The organism is Halobacteriovorax sp. JY17 (genome assembly GCF_002753895.1).
Taxonomy (GTDB): Bacteria; Bdellovibrionota; Bacteriovoracia; order Bacteriovoracales; family Bacteriovoracaceae; genus Halobacteriovorax.
Map to the genome: position 1 here is coordinate 239116 of NZ_NJER01000003.1, position 14141 is coordinate 253256.

The following is a 14141-nucleotide window of genomic DNA, read 5'->3' on the forward strand; positions in this document are numbered from 1 at the left end:
AATCACTTTTAGTCAATAAGCCATAGTGATAGTTTCAATATTCATCACAAGGAGGAAATATGAAGATGACCATTTTAAAGATTGCTATAATTACGGCCCTTATTCCTGTAAATAGCGTTCACTCTCTAGAAATTGCCAAAAGAGATGGTGCTTCAGACACTTATAAAAGTTGCTCACTTACAGAAGACAGCAGAACACTATTTTTAAATAGAAATTTAAAAGAAACAACTCACTTAGAAGTCCCCGCAGAAGAAATATTATCTAAAAGTAATAATGCTCTTAATAATAGAGGTCCTATTCGCTACAGATGGTTAAGTAATCAGGAAAATTACTTTGTAAATGGAGAAAGATTCTACGCCTTTGGATATGAAACGATCAACAACGATTCTACAGCCTCAAAGGAGCTCATCACAATAATTGATGAAGTTTGTGAGAGAGACTTAAGAGAATTTAAAATATTTGGTAACTTTATATTTAATTTAAGAATAGGAAGTAAATTATTTAGGGATATTGTTAACATAGATCTTATTAGAGATCCTTTAAATAAATATCCCACTATTCGTGGAAGCTATTCTGTTCCCAGCTCTTTTACAGCTAAAGTTTTTGATTTGAAGTATGACAGTGGAAGCTTCTCATTTAAAATTAGAGTTCTTGAAGGGGATGATGATTATATAGCCTTATTCAAGGGAGATTTTACAGACACTAATAACCTAGAAGGTAGAGCGTTCATTCTCCCTGAAGGTAAAGAGCTTGGAAGTTTTAGCGGAGTGAGAAATTAAAATGGAAAATATTTATGAACATATTCTTTCTCATAAATCGATACGAAAGTATAAAGAGAAAGAAGTTTCTGATGAGATCCTAAATAAAGTAATCACAGCGGGAACAAGGGCCTCCTCTTCTGGTAATATGCAACCATACTCTATTATCATTACTAGAGACAAGAAGCAGAGGAAGAAGCTCTTCCCTCTGCATTTTGAACAAACAATGGTTCTCGAAGCCCCTGTACTTCTCACCTTCTGTGCTGACTTTAACAGAATGCGCATTTGGCTTAAACAAAGTGATGCTCCAGAAAACTTTGATAACTTTATGAGCTTTCTAATCGGAATGATTGATGCAACACTAGCGTCCCAAAATGTTGCTCTGGCGGCCGAGGCAGAAGGACTTGGCATTTGCTATATGGGAACCACTCTAGCTTCCAACGGAGAAATTTCAAAAGTATTAGAACTTCCTGAACACGTAGTTCCCGTTGTTGGTTTTTCCCTTGGTTATCCAGACGAAGAAGTCGCGGCGCGAGACCGACTCCCTCTTGAGGCAATTATACATCGAGAAAAATATCAAAACTATACAGAAGAGAACATACGAGAAATTTACAAGAAAAAAGAAGTGGATGGAATGAAGAGATACCTATCTCACCCTGATCTTAGGAAACTCATTGAAGAGTCTGATGTTTCAAATCTTGCACAAGTTTATACAAAGATAAAGTATACCAAAGAATCTCACCTTAAATACTCAGCTGATGTCTTAGAATGTTTAAAGAATCAAGGTTTTCTAAATAATATAAAGAGTGAAGATACAACAATCATACTCAAGCAGTAGTAGGAATTACTAATGATTTCTATAGGAGTTAGCTTAAAGCTAGCTCCTAACAGTAGTGCCTGGGCCCCGTAAGGAAGAAGTCCTTGTGTAATACATGAAAAGATATCTAGCAAACTCGCAGACCGCTTTGCGGAAATACTGCCCGCGATTGCCAACTTCTTTGCGATCGGACCGACAACAATAATTGAAACAGTATTATTAGCAACACAGAGATTTGTTAACGAGACCAAGAGAGATATACCTAATTGATCGGCAATATACTTATTCCACTTCCCAATTCTCATTGTCGCTCTTTGAATCCCTCTTGAAATGAACTCAAGCCCTCCACCGACTTTTATAAATTCAGAAAGCCCTCCAATTAATAGAGAAAGTAGAAATATTTCTTGCATACTACTAAAGCCTTTATAAATATCCTTTGTAAATGCTAAGAATGAATAATCACCAAGAAGCCCAATCCCTCCGGCCAAGAAAATTCCCGTAAGAAGAACAATAAAAACATTTACTCCTAAAATAGCGAGAATCAATATAGAAAAATAAGGAAGTGCCAGTAAGAGATCAAAAGATTTTACTTCTACAGCCTGTGGGGCTGGAGTAAGAAAAACTAGTAAGAAAATCGTAATTGCTGCTGTTACTAATGAAATTTTAAAATTTTCTTTGAACTTATCTTTCATATTACAACCCTGCGAGCGAGTCGCGGCAATTGTTGTATCAGAAATGATAGAGAGATTATCTCCAAACATTGCTCCCGAAAGAACTGCTCCGGCCATAACTGACATATCAATGCCCGTCTTGCTTGAAACTGCATACGCAATAGGAGCAACTGCTCCAATAGTTCCCATTGAAGTTCCCATTGCAGTAGCAATCACTCCGGATATGATAAAGAAGCCAGGGAGGAGAAAGCTTGAAGGAATGAGAGAAAGTCCTGCGTTTACCACAGCATCAACACCACCACTTGCACTAGCAACAGTAGAAAAGGCACCTGCAAGTAAGTAGATTAGACACATTGTTATAATATTTGAATGACCCATTCCTCGAACGAAGGTTTCAACAGATTCATTCATACGCATCTTGCTTAAAAAGAAGGCCAAGATGATAGCAGGAATAATCGCTATAGGAGCCGGCACCTGATAAAAAGCATAACTAGTACCAATAGATTCAAAGTAAATTCCACTACCAAGGAAAACTAAAACAAATAGTAGAAGTGGTAAAATAGATAATTTTTCAGTCTTTGCATTCACTCTTTATTTCTCTCTTATAGGCTTCATTAAGTATTTTCTGCTCTTCGCTTTTTCCATCAACTTATTATAGAAGTCTTCACCTCTAAGCAAGTCTTTCTCTAATATTGATTTATCAAATCTTAAATTATTCAATTCATCGGCAACGTGAAACTCAGAGGATATTTTTCTTTCTAATTCTTTTATATCTTTTTCAGTTTCTAGATTCTCTTCTCTCTGTCTAAAAACATCTAGCCCTAATTGGTGAGCAACTTTAAATCTATCTTCGTCTTTAAAAGAACTACACTGTCCTAGATAAGTGGCCCCTCGTCTCCCCTCATTAAAACCTCCATATCTTGTACAAAAGAGTTTCAATCCCTCATTTCGACCAGAGACATACTCTTTATTATCCGGTGCTTCAGTACATTTTAAAGCGTGCTGTAAAAAGTACGTACTTCTCCTTCCTTCTTCACCGTCCTTCACTCCTTGATCATACCAATTTAAGGACGAGCAATCCTTCTTTGAAACACTAGAACAGGACTGGACGAGTAAAATCATCAGTAAAGATAAATATCTAAACATAGGGTCTCCAAAATTAAGAAATTTAGATACTTATCGGATTATTTCAACAAAACTAAACTAACTCTTTTGAAGTTTATCCTGAAGAGTTTTAACGGCTAAATCACTTGTCCAATCATTGCCAAGACACTTAAAGTCCGTGGAATCTGGATCAACATCTAGCCCCGAGAGATAGTCTCTATCACAGACAAAGAATTGCTTTCGATAAGGTAGAATAAACTCATCACTTTTTAGAAACTCTAAGGCCTCTTCCTTAGTTGAAAACCACTTCTTCCACTGAGCACTCCACCTTGGAGGATTTACAAGATCAGCTAACTCATAGGAGTCCTTTAAATCTTTCCAAGAATTATAACCAGCACTCTCAGCGATAATCTTAAATGCTTCTTTAAGGGCTATCTCTTCCCCTTTAGACTTCTTCGCTTTTTGTAATAGCTTTGCTTTAATTTTTAATGAATCTACACTGGACTTTGACATTACACTTTCTCCTCTGGTTATTGTTACCTTGTCCGTTATTGGTAACCAAAAGATTAAATGTAAAAAATTTGAATTGAAGTGAGGTACTCTTTTTAACGGTTAGGCGTCTTCAAAGCCTAAACCAACTATAACCTAAACAGATAGTTGATTCAAGCCCGAATTTATAACTACTACGAATCAGATTTTTCAAAACTTACAAGGTTCTTAAATCCACCCCACATCATTCTCTTTCCGTCGAATGGCATCTCTTCATTTTCCATGTCCAACATTCTCTTATCACTCATAACCTTTTCAAGAACTTCATCTCTGTGCTCTCTTGATTCGTAAGTAATCCAAGAAAAGACAACTACCTCATCTTTCTCTAAGTTAACACTTTGTGGAAAAGAAGTTTCCTCACCTGATTCCACATCGTCAGAAACACTTTCAATATATGAAAGAGCTCCATACTCCATCCAAATCTTTCCGGCCTTCTCAGATATTTTTCTGTAGGCTTCTATATTCTTACTTGGAACAGGGGCAACAAACCCATCAACATAATTTCCCATTACTTCTTTCCTTTCTTATTTAAAAGATATTCTAAACTTCCCTCTGTGACGGAGAAGAAATAGTCTTGATTTAATGCCTTTTTAGTATTGTTTTGACCAAAGATAAAGCAAAATGATTTATCATTCTTCTCTAGCAGGTAATTCATTGTGATCACTCCAGGCTCACTTCCACCTTTGTAGCCTGCATATGTTGCTCCATCCTTAGAAACAAAGGGAGTGTTATAAGCAAGAATTTTTCTAACTTCCTCACTCTCTCTCTTATTTAAGACTTCAAATAAATTACACATTTCATTTGCGCTAGAGAACCATTCAATTTTATCAATATAAAGAGGGTTATTCCCCCATTTTTGAATAGCTTTAATAAATTCCTCATAAGGTTTATTAGATAAGCTCTTTAACATTTCCAACTTTTCTTCTCGAGAAGATGATTCATACTTCTTCGCATCTGCAGGTTTAAAGAAAGCGCGTGTTCTAAACATTTCCATCGTTGAAAGAAAAGGGGAATTACCACTATGAACAACTCCTAAGCGCTTTAATAATTTCTCAACAACTTCTCTTCCAACAAATTGAAGAAGGTGGTCTGTTGCCGTATTATCAGAAATCTCTATCATTTTCCTAGCAAAGAAAAATAATGTCCGCTTTTCGCCGGCCTTTAGATTTTGCATTTCCCCAGATGGAAGAGACTTAAACTCCTCTTTAATCTCTAAGAGATCGTCCCAGCTTGCTTCTCCCTTGGAAATTTTCTCATCTAAGGCGAGGAGGATATAGAGCTTAAAAGCAGACCCAAGAGCAAAGGGTTGATTTAAATTTCTTGAAATTATCTCTTTTCCACCTAACTCTTTAAATAAGATCTGCGTATCTCCAGGCATATTTTCAAGTAGCTTCTTTAACTGAGTAGTGCTTTCTATTTTAACTTTTGGAAGATTAACACCCTTATAAAGTAGTCCTATTATTTTATAATTCTTAGGATCTATACTGATTGTAAATTTAAGATCAGATCTATGCATTGTTATGAAAGTTCCAGAAAACTCATCTATAACACTTAAATCAACGCTCTTACACTCACCGTGCTCTTTTAAAATATTAGAAAAAATAGACTTAACCGTTTCCTCGGAAACGGCCTCTATGAAAGATTTATCAAAATTCTTCTCATAGTTTAGCTCTGCACCTTTCTTTAAAGAAGAGCAGACATAATCAACTTTCTCTTCAAGCTTTCTAGAGCTTGTTTCAACATTATCTACCCAAAGGCCTGTAATTTCTTTTTTTCCATTAATAAAGAGCTTTAATCGAATCATAGCTCTTTCAGACTGAAGATTTACAAAGAAACTCTTATCACTATCTTTTTCAAAGCGAGAGCTTTTGCATTTTCCAAAACGCTTTCTAAGTCCTTTAAAGAAAGTATTATTTTTTTCAACATCAATAGTTTCTCTAAAGTAGTTCGAGAAATACTTTGAGTATTCCACCTTAGGAAGATCTTCATTTAAATTTCCACAAAGAAGTGTTGAAATCTCGCTCGAAGCGAAGACCTGAATTCTTAGTAAAACTACTATTAGTAAAATCATGACTTTCACAATTGCTCCTTCACTGCTTCACTTAGTCTTAATAATGCTACAGGCATAGGAAGCTTATCCCAATCAAGCCCCAGTTCTTTTTTTAAGTATTCATTTGCAACTTCTTCCATTGCCTCATTTTTTTCTTCTCTTATTTTCAAAGTCTTTAAGTCCGAAGCACAATCGCTTCCCTCGCTCGCACCAGGAGATCTTGCATTAAAACCTAGGCAACCATAAGGTTTCCATTCTGGCGCGATAGAGCACCCCTTTGGTCCCTTATTATAAAAAGGACACGTATAAGTTCTTCTAAAAGAACTTCCAAATCCTGTCTGGATTTCATAATCTAGTCTATTATTTCTTACGACTTCTTTAAGTTCTGTAATAAGCTCTTCATTCCATCTGTTTTCATTATTCAAATACAGATAAAGCTCCAAGGTTTGAATAGCATCTGTTTGCATAGAATTTGATACAAATGTGCAACAAAGCCCTGAGCATGAAAAACAATTTACACCTTCTTTAAGAAGACTCTTCATATTTTCATTCAGCACGGCTCTCCTCTCTTGAGAGCCTGCAATGTCACCTCTACTTAAGAGGTTATTGTATAATTTTTCTGCTTTTTCATTCATGGGAGAGATTTATCTAAATAATGATGATATGTTAACTATTATCGATCAAAATGAAGATATTATAGAGACCAATAGCTCAATATTATTGAATAGTTACAGGTAGTTAATTAGATGAGTATAAAAGAAATTGTTTTTAGCATGCTTGCAGTAATGATAATCGTTTTCGCAGTTTTTCCTTTCTATAGAAAGAGAGAAGTGAAGACTAATAATTTAGAGGTTAAGTACTTTGATGCTCTCAAAGAAAATGCTTCAAATGTTGATGACCTTGGATTGAAATACTACTTAAATTTAGGAATGAATCAAGAGAGTGCTTTGAAATCAATTGAAAGCGATAAGGCCCACACCAGAGTGTAGGCCGTTTCATTTATTTCGCGCTTAGCTTTACTGTTAAATTTACATCATCATGAATTAGTTTATCTCCAAGATCTTGAAAGAAAGACCCTGATTTGTATTTAATATCATAGTGAGCTCTATTGAACTTAATTTCTGCTGTTGCATTAGCTGTCTTATCTTTACGCTCTACATTTGCTTTAAACATAATTGGCTTTGTAATCCCTTTAATTGTTAGATCTCCCTCAACATCAAAGTGCCCACCTTTACCAAGTCTTGCTGACTTAATAACAAGCTTCGCTGTTTTAAATTTAGATGTTGAAAAGAAATCATCACTATTAAGATGATTTACTAATTTCTTATTGTATTCAGGGTTATCGATATCTTCACAAGTGATACTTGTCATATCAATTACAAATTCTCCTCCAACTAAATCTCCTGATTTAAAATTAAGGCTACCTGACTTAATAGAAACTTTTCCATTGTGTGCCCCTGTAACTTTTGTAGCTTTCCAGTCAAGCGTTGAAGTTTTTGTATCTACCTTTAAATTTTGATCTGCTGCAAATACAGAGAATGTACATAGAGCAAGAATTAGAGTCATAATTTTTTTCATTTTTTTCTCCTTAAAAAATATTTCAAAATTCTAGATTTATTTTTAATGGAGAACAAGCCTTTTAGAATAAGTTTGCAAAGACATGACAAAAACCTCAAATAAATAGAAAATTTAAATTTAATTGGTATAATTAGAGTGTTCGTAATATGAGGAACTTATGCAAACTCTCCTATGTTATTTAGTATTTCTCCTATTAAAAATCGTTAAGCTCACCTACCGATTTGAATATAGAGACGAATATGTAATTAATGACGCAACGAAGGGAAGCTCTTACATCCTTGCAATTTGGCATCAGAATATTTTGTCCTCGATCTTGGCCCACACAAATAGAAGATTCTCTATGATTATCAGCCCATCAAAAGATGGTGAATATGTAGCTAAAGTCTGTGAACTCTTTGGTCATGAACCTATAAGAGGTAGTTCATCCAAAGGTGGAGTTAGGGCGCTTATCAATTCAATTCGATCTTTAAAGGCAGGAATCCCTAGTGCTGTCGCTATCGATGGTCCACGGGGCCCTCTCTACAATATAAAACCGGGTGTATTTGAAATGGCCAAAAAGGCTCAAGTTCCAATTATCCCCATGACAGTAAGTCCTGCAAAATTTTGGACTTTCAATAAGGCCTGGGACAAATTCAGGTTACCGAAGCCATTTACAAAAATAATTATTCACTATGGCAAACCAATCTTTATAAGTGAATCAATGACTAAAGAAGATATAGCAACCTATACCAATAAACTTAGCCTTGACCTTGTAAACACAGAGGAAAAGTTGTCACCAACTTTGCTTCGATGACAGTGATGGAGTATTCTTAAAGAATGGAAGATTTAAAAGAAAAATTAAAGACTGAGATTGAAAAAGCAAAATGGCTTTTACTAGAAGAGCACCACAAAAGAGATGCCTTACTTATTGTTGACCTAGAACTCAATCTAGTCGAAGTAGCAGCATCAGTTGCACTTGATGATGTAATGAATGTAAAAGAATGGCTTACAACAGAGAAATTAATTCGACCAACTGAAGAGATGATTCAATCGTGGGAAGAAAATCCTGAACTCGATTTTAACTTTCTCATTATTCAACCCTATGTGATAGCCCAAGAAATAAAGGAATAAAAATGAAGAATCTATTACTAATTCTATTAACAGCTACTCTTGTAACTTCTTGTATAGATACAACAGAACCAATGGGACTTGGGATTTCTGTAAAGAAACTAGGAAAAGTTAGCGGGTTTGCATTAAAAGAATGTTATGAGAAAAATTGTGTAAATTCACAAAGAGAAATTACTGATGAAAAACAATTTATCGAACCGATTAAAATTGTTGCGACCAAAGATATTGCCTATGAAAAAATAATGAAAATCATTCTAAAAGAAGAAGGTATAAACATTGCTAATAGCACTTCAAACTACATAAGAGCGAAACAAGTTCTCTATGGAAAATTAGTCACTGATATTGAATTCTTCTTTGGTCAAAATAAGAAAGTTCAAATGCGTGCTGAAATGAGAGGCGTTCCATACGACCTAGGAAATAGTCGAAGAGTTCTTGAAAGTATTCGATTTAAATTTCATCAAAACGATTATTAGTCAGCAATTTTTTCGAAGCAGTCACTATCTAAGAACTGCTTCGAATATTTCTCATAGCTCTTAAAATGTTCTCCATATAATACTAATTCATCTGCTGTTAATTTTCTTTTTACAACGGCCGGCGAACCTATAATAAAACTTCCAGCGGGATACTTCTTCCCTGGAGGAACAACTGAGCCTGCCGCAACAAGAGAGTTTTCTCCAATTACTGCTCCATCTAAAATTGTCGCCCCCATTCCAATCAAGCAATTGTCTTCAATCGTACAAGCGTGCAGAACAACACTATGACCAACACTAACACCATTTCCAATTATAAGAGGAAGATCCTCCGTCACATGCAACATAGAGAGGTCTTGAATATTGGTAGACTCTCCAATATGAATTTCTTGAACGTCGCCACGTACAACAGTTCTAAACCATATACTAGACTTTGCACCAATCCATACCTTTCCAATAATATCAGCGGAAGGTGCGATGAATACATCAGTTGCAATTGAAGGAGAGATTGAATCAAATTTATAGATAGCCATATTTAAGACCAAAAAAAAGCGGCCAATAAGCCGCTAAGAGTTTTACTTCTTCTCTCCCCAAGGGAGTTTAGAAATATAGGCAGCAAGATCTTTAAAGTCTTGAGCTTCAAGTTTCTTTAGGTATGGCTCCATCACTTTATTTACTCTAGCGCCACTTTTCATATCAACTAATTGCTTTTCAATGTACCAATCAAGTTGACCACCGATATGTGGAGCTTTTTGAGACTTCTTTCCTTCACCTCTTTTTCCGTGGCAAACAACACAAGTCTTATAAACTTCACTTCCATGAACGAGTTGAGGAGTATCAAGAACAACAAGTGGTCCCTCTTCAACAACTTCTTCAACTTCTTTTACTGGATGTAAAAGGGCCAAGCGTTTTTCTTCTAATTCTTTTAAAGTCTTTAAGTGTTCTGCATAAGCAAGCTCTTGCTTCTTAAGATCAAAAGGTTCGTTTGAAACTTTTTCAGATTTAAATGTATTTAAATTCGCTGCTACTATAAGAGCAATTAAAACTACGGCGAAAGTCACCAACCTAGTCATGTGATCTCCAGACTTAATTATATTTCAAAATTGGTTTGATAAGTGATGAAAGTATATATTATCACACAACTATTGGCAATTATTACGCGCCTAGACGAAGCAATTTTTCAACGAGTTCTCAAGTTCTTCAAAGCTATCAACAACTGTTATCAATTTCAAATGCTCATCAGAAAGAAAACCTTCTTTATTGATATGCTCAAAATGCCTCACAAGATGGTCAAAGAAACCATTGAAGTTTAGTAGGAAACAAGGCTTCTGGTGGTACTTTAGCTGCGCCCAAGTGAGAATTTCACATAATTCATCGAGTGTTCCAAATCCACCTGGCATGGCGACGAATGCATCTGACCAGTCATACATAATTTGCTTTCTAACATGCATTGAGTCAACAACTTCAAACTTCGTGAGACCAGAATGGGCCACTTCCCACTCAACTAGAGACTTGGGCATAACTCCCCAAACTTCTCCTCCAGCACCTAGGACTTCGTCGGCCATGGCTCCCATCACTCCAATCGAGGCGCCGCCGTAAACAAGCCCTAAATTATTATCCGTTAATGTTGTTCCCATCTTCTGGGCCATAGACTTATAGCCTTCACCCCTTCCAGCACTTGAACCACAAAATACACATATCTTTTTCATAGAAACCTTTAAATTTTTGCCAAGTCTTCTCTTTTTAATTGATGCTCCTTAAGAGATTTTTCAAAGTAAAAGAAGTACTCCGTATTTCCAGTTTTACCAGTAATTGGAGAAACCGTTGCGTTCTTAATAGCATAATTTCTCTCTAGACACCAATCGTAGAGAGACTCTAGCGAGCTCAGTTTTGCTTTCTCGTCCTTAACGATTCCACCTTTACCAATATTTTCTTTTCCAACTTCAAACTGTGGCTTAACCAAAGCAATGACTTTTCCAGTATCTTTAACTAAAGAAAAAATTGTATCAAGAGTAAGCTTCAAAGAAATATAGGATAAGTCCACGACTGCGAGATCCACTTTTTCATCAAGAATTAATTCATAGCGAATATTGATTCCTTCCATATTCACAACTCTTGAATCATCAAGAAGTGAGGAGGCAAGTTGACCATGTCCAACATCAATTGCGTAAACTTTTGATGCTCCATTTTTTAAAATAAAATCAGTGAAGCCACCAGTACAGGCTCCGACATCAGCAACTATCATATCAGTAGGGTCAACACCAAAGAACTTCAAAGCCCCTTCAATTTTATGAGCACCTCTTCCTACGAATATATTTTCTTTTCTAACTTCTAGGCCTTCTCCGTCTACTGGAAATGAAGGCTTCTTAACTTGAATGCCTTTATAGAAGACGACCCCCTCTTTAATAAGTAAAGAGGCCTGCGACCTAGTTGATGCCATATTTAGAGAGACGAGTATTTTATCGGCGCGGTCTTTCATTAGAGTAGTGTTGGAACAATTTTAATAATAACTTCTTGTCCTGACTTATCATCAAAGACCAGAACTTTTTCAGAGTCTAGTGGTATAGTGAAATCATTCTCTGTAATACTTTTTAAAACACTTCCCTGGGCATTATAAATCTTCCCCGTGAGAGCAATTAAAGGACTTGGACCGTAGTCATTCAAGTTTTGAACAAAAAAGGCCTTAAACTCGACACCGACGCCATTTTTCATTGTAACAAAGAAACTCTCTCCGTTTTCAAGTTCTTTAATCTCATGAACTTCACTGACAAGAATATGTCCTTCATTTGCACTAAGGGCCTTCTTATGAATAATTCCAAGATTTAAAATAATTGTCGCCTGACTTGAAAAACAGATCATGAAAGCGACAATACACAGAAAAATCTTTTGAGATCTTTTATTTTGCATAGAGCTAGTCTATTATCAATTTGTTAAAAACTCAAAAATATAAATGATGAAAGAGCTAAAACTACAAAAAATCTGGTTATTCATAGGACTTAGCTATATTGCTGGTATTTTCTATCTATGCCTAAGAAGATCCGCCCCATCAACTCCCCCTTTTGAACACTTTGATAAAATTCTCCACTTTAGTGCCTACTTCTTCTTAATGAGCTACTTCACTCTTATCTTGAAAAAATCTTCTTATAAAAAGGTATTTATTTTATTTGTAATAATGGGCATTCTCATTGAATTTCTTCAACTGATGACAGGCTATAGATCTTTTGAACTCTTAGACATTCTTGCCAACACGACAGGCCTTATCGTTGGTCTCTTCACTTTTGGAAAGTATCTCTCAAATATTTTAGTTCACATTGAAAATATCCTAAAGCTCAAAGACTCCTGAAAATATTTTTAAAGCTTTTCCACAGAGATACACCTTTTCATTTTCAAAGATTATTTGTAACTCTCCACCAGGAACTTCTATATCGATTACATCCACTGACTTGTGTAATTTTCTATAGGCAAAAGCGCAAGCAACAGCGCCTGTACCACAAGCAAGGGTCTCCCCTTCTACTCCTCTCTCATAGGTTCTCACTTTCAATTTTCCATCAGCTATCACTTGGACAAAGTTCGCATTACAGCCTTCAGTGAATCTCTCGTCGTAGCGAACCTTACTTCCCCATTCTTCTAATGGAACTTCTGATACTGAATTTACAAAGTAAACAGCGTGAGGAACACCTGTATTCATATAGAATGAATTTTCATTAGGTATAATATCAGAAACATCGATTGCTCCAACTTCATCAAGCCTCGACATCTCAAGTTTTATATCTCCACTCTTTAAGACTTCACTTGAGTAAATCCCGTCACGTGTCTTAAAGGTAAACTCAACTTTATCAAATTGAATTTTCTTAGCAAAACTAGTCAGTGCCCTTGCACCGTTCCCGCACATTCCAACTTCGCCCCCATCTGCATTTAGATAGACCATTTCAAAGTCGTATTCTTCACTTGTATTAAAGAAGAGTACCCCATCGGCCCCAACGCCAAAGCGTCTATCGCATAACCTCTGCCAAAGCTTAGAGTCCTTAGGGTCAAAAGAATTTGTTCGATTATCAAGAACGATAAAGTCATTTCCTGTCCCACAATACTTATCAAACGAAATTTTAGCGCTCATAGTCATCCTTTTTGGCCATTTTGAGAATTTACATTATAGACACTTCGACTTATATTATAAAGCCAAACAACCAATATGAGGAGCATTAGCTCAGTTGGTTAGAGCCCCCGGCTCATAACCGGGTGGTCACAAGTTCAAATCTTGTATGCTCCACCATAAAAACCTGTTTAGGGCCCTGGCCTTAGACAGGTTTTTTTCGTTTGGGACACTAAATTGGTACTAGTGAACGCCACAAAGTGGTGGTCACACTGGATCGAGAGAACGCTTGATAAGCGTTCGGATCGTGACAGCAAATCTTGTATGCTCCACCATGATTTTAAAGCCTCAGTTTTTAGCTGGGGCTTTTTTAATTCTACTTCTCTCTTTAAGTATATCAAAAGAAGAATATTTAAATTAGGTCTCTAAAATATTTTGGGATGTTGAAATTTTTTATATCTTCAGTTATGAAAAACTTATCTTGAGAGTTAAATACAGTCGCAGTAAGGTTTTTATTATTTTGAGGCTCAGAATCTTTTGGGTTACTTGATCTAGAATCGACAAATATTAAGGGCATCGATAGATCAGAGATTGATTCCTTGAGAACCATAATTTTGAAACTTAGACTGTAGGGTGGAATATAAAGTATAAAATCCTTTCTATATTCTTCTGGCAAAGCCCCAGAAAAGCACAGTCCATATTTACAAGCACTTTCTTGTTCTCGTCTGTAAAGTTTTAAGAGATTATTTTTTGAAGCTTCAACATCATCAATCCAAATATATTCAATATAATTTTTTGGAAAAAGTATAAATTCTGCACTAGTTCCTTGTCCCTTGTGACTACGAGGCCCATGGAGATTAAAACCTTTGTCTAACAAAGCTTGTCTTTGTGGAAAAGATTTATCTACAAGAGTAAAATAGTGATTGAGTACCATTGTTATACTTTAT

The 14141-nt window shown here is 35.8% G+C and carries 21 protein-coding genes and 1 tRNA gene; 8 read left to right on the forward strand and 14 right to left on the reverse strand.

Annotated features, from left to right (window positions below):
• Positions 1 to 59: 59 nt before the first annotated feature.
• Both CES88_RS13490 and CES88_RS13495 read left to right on the forward strand, forming a co-directional pair.
• The gene (locus CES88_RS13490) at positions 60 to 779 is read left to right on the forward strand and encodes a hypothetical protein (protein ID WP_290735349.1); all 720 of its coding nucleotides are present in this window, start codon (positions 60 to 62) and stop codon (positions 777 to 779) included.
• Position 780: 1 nt separating this feature from the next.
• On the forward strand, positions 781 to 1596 hold the full coding sequence (locus CES88_RS13495; RefSeq protein ID WP_290735352.1) for a nitroreductase family protein: 816 nt from the start codon (positions 781 to 783) through the stop codon (positions 1594 to 1596).
• Here CES88_RS13495 and CES88_RS13500 read toward each other — a convergent pair.
• The 6 genes from CES88_RS13500 to CES88_RS13525 all read right to left on the reverse strand — a co-directional run bounded on the left by CES88_RS13500 (position 1539) and on the right by CES88_RS13525 (position 6584).
• Complete coding sequence (locus tag CES88_RS13500; RefSeq protein ID WP_290735356.1) at positions 1539 to 2834, reverse strand: Na+/H+ antiporter NhaC family protein; 1296 nt, start codon at positions 2832 to 2834, stop codon at positions 1539 to 1541. The two genes, CES88_RS13495 and CES88_RS13500, sit on opposite strands and share 58 nt — an antisense overlap.
• 3 nt (positions 2835 to 2837) lie before the next feature.
• Positions 2838 to 3392 (reverse strand): DUF2799 domain-containing protein, encoded by a 555-nt coding sequence (locus tag CES88_RS13505; protein WP_290735359.1) that lies wholly within the window; start codon positions 3390 to 3392, stop codon positions 2838 to 2840.
• Between the two features lie 57 nt (positions 3393 to 3449).
• Positions 3450 to 3863, reverse strand: coding sequence for a hypothetical protein (locus CES88_RS13510; protein ID WP_290735362.1), 414 nt, complete (start codon positions 3861 to 3863; stop codon positions 3450 to 3452).
• Positions 3864 to 4033: 170 nt separating this feature from the next.
• Positions 4034 to 4408, reverse strand: a complete 375-nt coding sequence (locus tag CES88_RS13515; RefSeq protein ID WP_290735365.1) for a DUF1428 domain-containing protein — start codon at positions 4406 to 4408, stop codon at positions 4034 to 4036.
• Entirely contained in the window at positions 4408 to 5970 is a 1563-nt protein-coding gene (locus CES88_RS13520; RefSeq protein WP_290736359.1) for a serine hydrolase, read from the reverse strand. Before CES88_RS13520 ends, CES88_RS13515 begins: the two co-directional genes overlap by 1 nt.
• A gap of 5 nt (positions 5971 to 5975) precedes the next feature.
• Positions 5976 to 6584: a hypothetical protein gene (locus CES88_RS13525; RefSeq protein WP_290735367.1), complete on the reverse strand. Its 609-nt coding sequence runs from the start codon at positions 6582 to 6584 to the stop codon at positions 5976 to 5978.
• Between the two features lie 111 nt (positions 6585 to 6695).
• Between CES88_RS13525 and CES88_RS13530 the strand changes: the two genes are divergently transcribed.
• A complete protein-coding gene (locus CES88_RS13530) occupies positions 6696 to 6938 on the forward strand; it encodes a hypothetical protein (RefSeq protein WP_290735370.1) in 243 nt (80 codons plus the stop codon).
• A gap of 10 nt (positions 6939 to 6948) precedes the next feature.
• Here the strand turns inward: CES88_RS13530 and CES88_RS13535 are convergent, their stop codons facing one another.
• Positions 6949 to 7527 carry a YceI family protein gene (locus tag CES88_RS13535; RefSeq protein WP_290735373.1) on the reverse strand — a complete coding sequence of 193 codons (579 nt, stop codon included), beginning with the start codon at positions 7525 to 7527 and terminating at the stop codon, positions 6949 to 6951.
• A gap of 157 nt (positions 7528 to 7684) precedes the next feature.
• Here CES88_RS13535 and CES88_RS13540 point away from each other — a divergent pair, with 157 nt between their 5' ends.
• The 3 genes from CES88_RS13540 to CES88_RS13550 are packed head-to-tail and all read left to right on the forward strand — an operon-like array spanning position 7685 to position 9107.
• On the forward strand, positions 7685 to 8320 hold the full coding sequence (locus CES88_RS13540; RefSeq protein WP_290735376.1) for a lysophospholipid acyltransferase family protein: 636 nt from the start codon (positions 7685 to 7687) through the stop codon (positions 8318 to 8320).
• A 23-nt stretch (positions 8321 to 8343) separates the two neighbouring features.
• Positions 8344 to 8637 (forward strand): DUF2288 family protein, encoded by a 294-nt coding sequence (locus tag CES88_RS13545; RefSeq protein ID WP_290735379.1) that lies wholly within the window; start codon positions 8344 to 8346, stop codon positions 8635 to 8637.
• A 2-nt stretch (positions 8638 to 8639) separates the two neighbouring features.
• On the forward strand, positions 8640 to 9107 hold the full coding sequence (locus CES88_RS13550; RefSeq protein WP_290735382.1) for a DUF1499 domain-containing protein: 468 nt from the start codon (positions 8640 to 8642) through the stop codon (positions 9105 to 9107).
• Here CES88_RS13550 and CES88_RS13555 read toward each other — a convergent pair.
• From CES88_RS13555 to CES88_RS13575, 5 genes are all read right to left on the reverse strand, one after another.
• Positions 9104 to 9637: a gamma carbonic anhydrase family protein gene (locus tag CES88_RS13555; RefSeq protein WP_290735385.1), complete on the reverse strand. Its 534-nt coding sequence runs from the start codon at positions 9635 to 9637 to the stop codon at positions 9104 to 9106. The two genes, CES88_RS13550 and CES88_RS13555, sit on opposite strands and share 4 nt — an antisense overlap.
• 42 nt (positions 9638 to 9679) lie before the next feature.
• Positions 9680 to 10177 (reverse strand): c-type cytochrome, encoded by a 498-nt coding sequence (locus tag CES88_RS13560; RefSeq protein ID WP_290735388.1) that lies wholly within the window; start codon positions 10175 to 10177, stop codon positions 9680 to 9682.
• 90 nt (positions 10178 to 10267) lie between these two features.
• On the reverse strand, positions 10268 to 10813 hold the full coding sequence (locus tag CES88_RS13565) for a TIGR00730 family Rossman fold protein (protein ID WP_290735391.1): 546 nt from the start codon (positions 10811 to 10813) through the stop codon (positions 10268 to 10270).
• A gap of 8 nt (positions 10814 to 10821) precedes the next feature.
• A complete protein-coding gene (locus CES88_RS13570) occupies positions 10822 to 11583 on the reverse strand; it encodes a TlyA family RNA methyltransferase (protein ID WP_290735394.1) in 762 nt (253 codons plus the stop codon).
• Positions 11583 to 12011 carry a hypothetical protein gene (locus tag CES88_RS13575; protein WP_290735396.1) on the reverse strand — a complete coding sequence of 143 codons (429 nt, stop codon included), beginning with the start codon at positions 12009 to 12011 and terminating at the stop codon, positions 11583 to 11585. The genes CES88_RS13570 and CES88_RS13575 overlap by 1 nt, the downstream gene beginning before the upstream one ends.
• A 43-nt stretch (positions 12012 to 12054) precedes the next feature.
• Between CES88_RS13575 and CES88_RS13580 the strand changes: the two genes are divergently transcribed.
• Complete coding sequence (locus CES88_RS13580) at positions 12055 to 12447, forward strand: VanZ family protein (RefSeq protein ID WP_290735400.1); 393 nt, start codon at positions 12055 to 12057, stop codon at positions 12445 to 12447.
• On the opposite strand, the gene dapF is transcribed toward CES88_RS13580, so the two are convergent.
• On the reverse strand, positions 12427 to 13218 hold the full coding sequence (dapF, locus tag CES88_RS13585) for a diaminopimelate epimerase (protein WP_290735402.1): 792 nt from the start codon (positions 13216 to 13218) through the stop codon (positions 12427 to 12429). The genes CES88_RS13580 and dapF overlap by 21 nt on opposite strands.
• A 79-nt stretch (positions 13219 to 13297) precedes the next feature.
• Between dapF and CES88_RS13590 the strand changes: the two genes are divergently transcribed.
• Positions 13298 to 13374, forward strand: a tRNA-Ile gene (locus CES88_RS13590).
• Positions 13375 to 13606: 232 nt separating this feature from the next.
• On the opposite strand, the gene CES88_RS13595 is transcribed toward CES88_RS13590, so the two are convergent.
• On the reverse strand, positions 13607 to 14128 hold the full coding sequence (locus CES88_RS13595; RefSeq protein WP_290735405.1) for a hypothetical protein: 522 nt from the start codon (positions 14126 to 14128) through the stop codon (positions 13607 to 13609).
• Between the last annotated feature and the right edge of the window lie 13 nt (positions 14129 to 14141).

Coding starts and splice junctions, on each gene's coding strand:
- CES88_RS13490 (WP_290735349.1), top strand. CDS start 60: ATGAAGATGACCATTTTAAAGATTGCTATAATTACGGCCCTTATTCCT.
- CES88_RS13495 (WP_290735352.1), top strand. CDS start 781: ATGGAAAATATTTATGAACATATTCTTTCTCATAAATCGATACGAAAG.
- CES88_RS13505 (WP_290735359.1), bottom strand. CDS start 3,392: ATGTTTAGATATTTATCTTTACTGATGATTTTACTCGTCCAGTCCTGT.
- CES88_RS13510 (WP_290735362.1), bottom strand. CDS start 3,863: ATGTCAAAGTCCAGTGTAGATTCATTAAAAATTAAAGCAAAGCTATTA.
- CES88_RS13515 (WP_290735365.1), bottom strand. CDS start 4,408: ATGGGAAATTATGTTGATGGGTTTGTTGCCCCTGTTCCAAGTAAGAAT.
- CES88_RS13520 (WP_290736359.1), bottom strand. CDS start 5,970: ATGATTTTACTAATAGTAGTTTTACTAAGAATTCAGGTCTTCGCTTCG.
- CES88_RS13525 (WP_290735367.1), bottom strand. CDS start 6,584: ATGAATGAAAAAGCAGAAAAATTATACAATAACCTCTTAAGTAGAGGT.
- CES88_RS13530 (WP_290735370.1), top strand. CDS start 6,696: ATGAGTATAAAAGAAATTGTTTTTAGCATGCTTGCAGTAATGATAATC.
- CES88_RS13535 (WP_290735373.1), bottom strand. CDS start 7,527: ATGAAAAAAATTATGACTCTAATTCTTGCTCTATGTACATTCTCTGTA.
- CES88_RS13540 (WP_290735376.1), top strand. CDS start 7,685: ATGCAAACTCTCCTATGTTATTTAGTATTTCTCCTATTAAAAATCGTT.
- CES88_RS13545 (WP_290735379.1), top strand. CDS start 8,344: ATGGAAGATTTAAAAGAAAAATTAAAGACTGAGATTGAAAAAGCAAAA.
- CES88_RS13550 (WP_290735382.1), top strand. CDS start 8,640: ATGAAGAATCTATTACTAATTCTATTAACAGCTACTCTTGTAACTTCT.
- CES88_RS13555 (WP_290735385.1), bottom strand. CDS start 9,637: ATGGCTATCTATAAATTTGATTCAATCTCTCCTTCAATTGCAACTGAT.
- CES88_RS13560 (WP_290735388.1), bottom strand. CDS start 10,177: ATGACTAGGTTGGTGACTTTCGCCGTAGTTTTAATTGCTCTTATAGTA.
- CES88_RS13565 (WP_290735391.1), bottom strand. CDS start 10,813: ATGAAAAAGATATGTGTATTTTGTGGTTCAAGTGCTGGAAGGGGTGAA.
- CES88_RS13570 (WP_290735394.1), bottom strand. CDS start 11,583: ATGAAAGACCGCGCCGATAAAATACTCGTCTCTCTAAATATGGCATCA.
- CES88_RS13575 (WP_290735396.1), bottom strand. CDS start 12,011: ATGCAAAATAAAAGATCTCAAAAGATTTTTCTGTGTATTGTCGCTTTC.
- CES88_RS13580 (WP_290735400.1), top strand. CDS start 12,055: ATGATGAAAGAGCTAAAACTACAAAAAATCTGGTTATTCATAGGACTT.
- dapF (WP_290735402.1), bottom strand. CDS start 13,218: ATGAGCGCTAAAATTTCGTTTGATAAGTATTGTGGGACAGGAAATGAC.
- CES88_RS13595 (WP_290735405.1), bottom strand. CDS start 14,128: ATGGTACTCAATCACTATTTTACTCTTGTAGATAAATCTTTTCCACAA.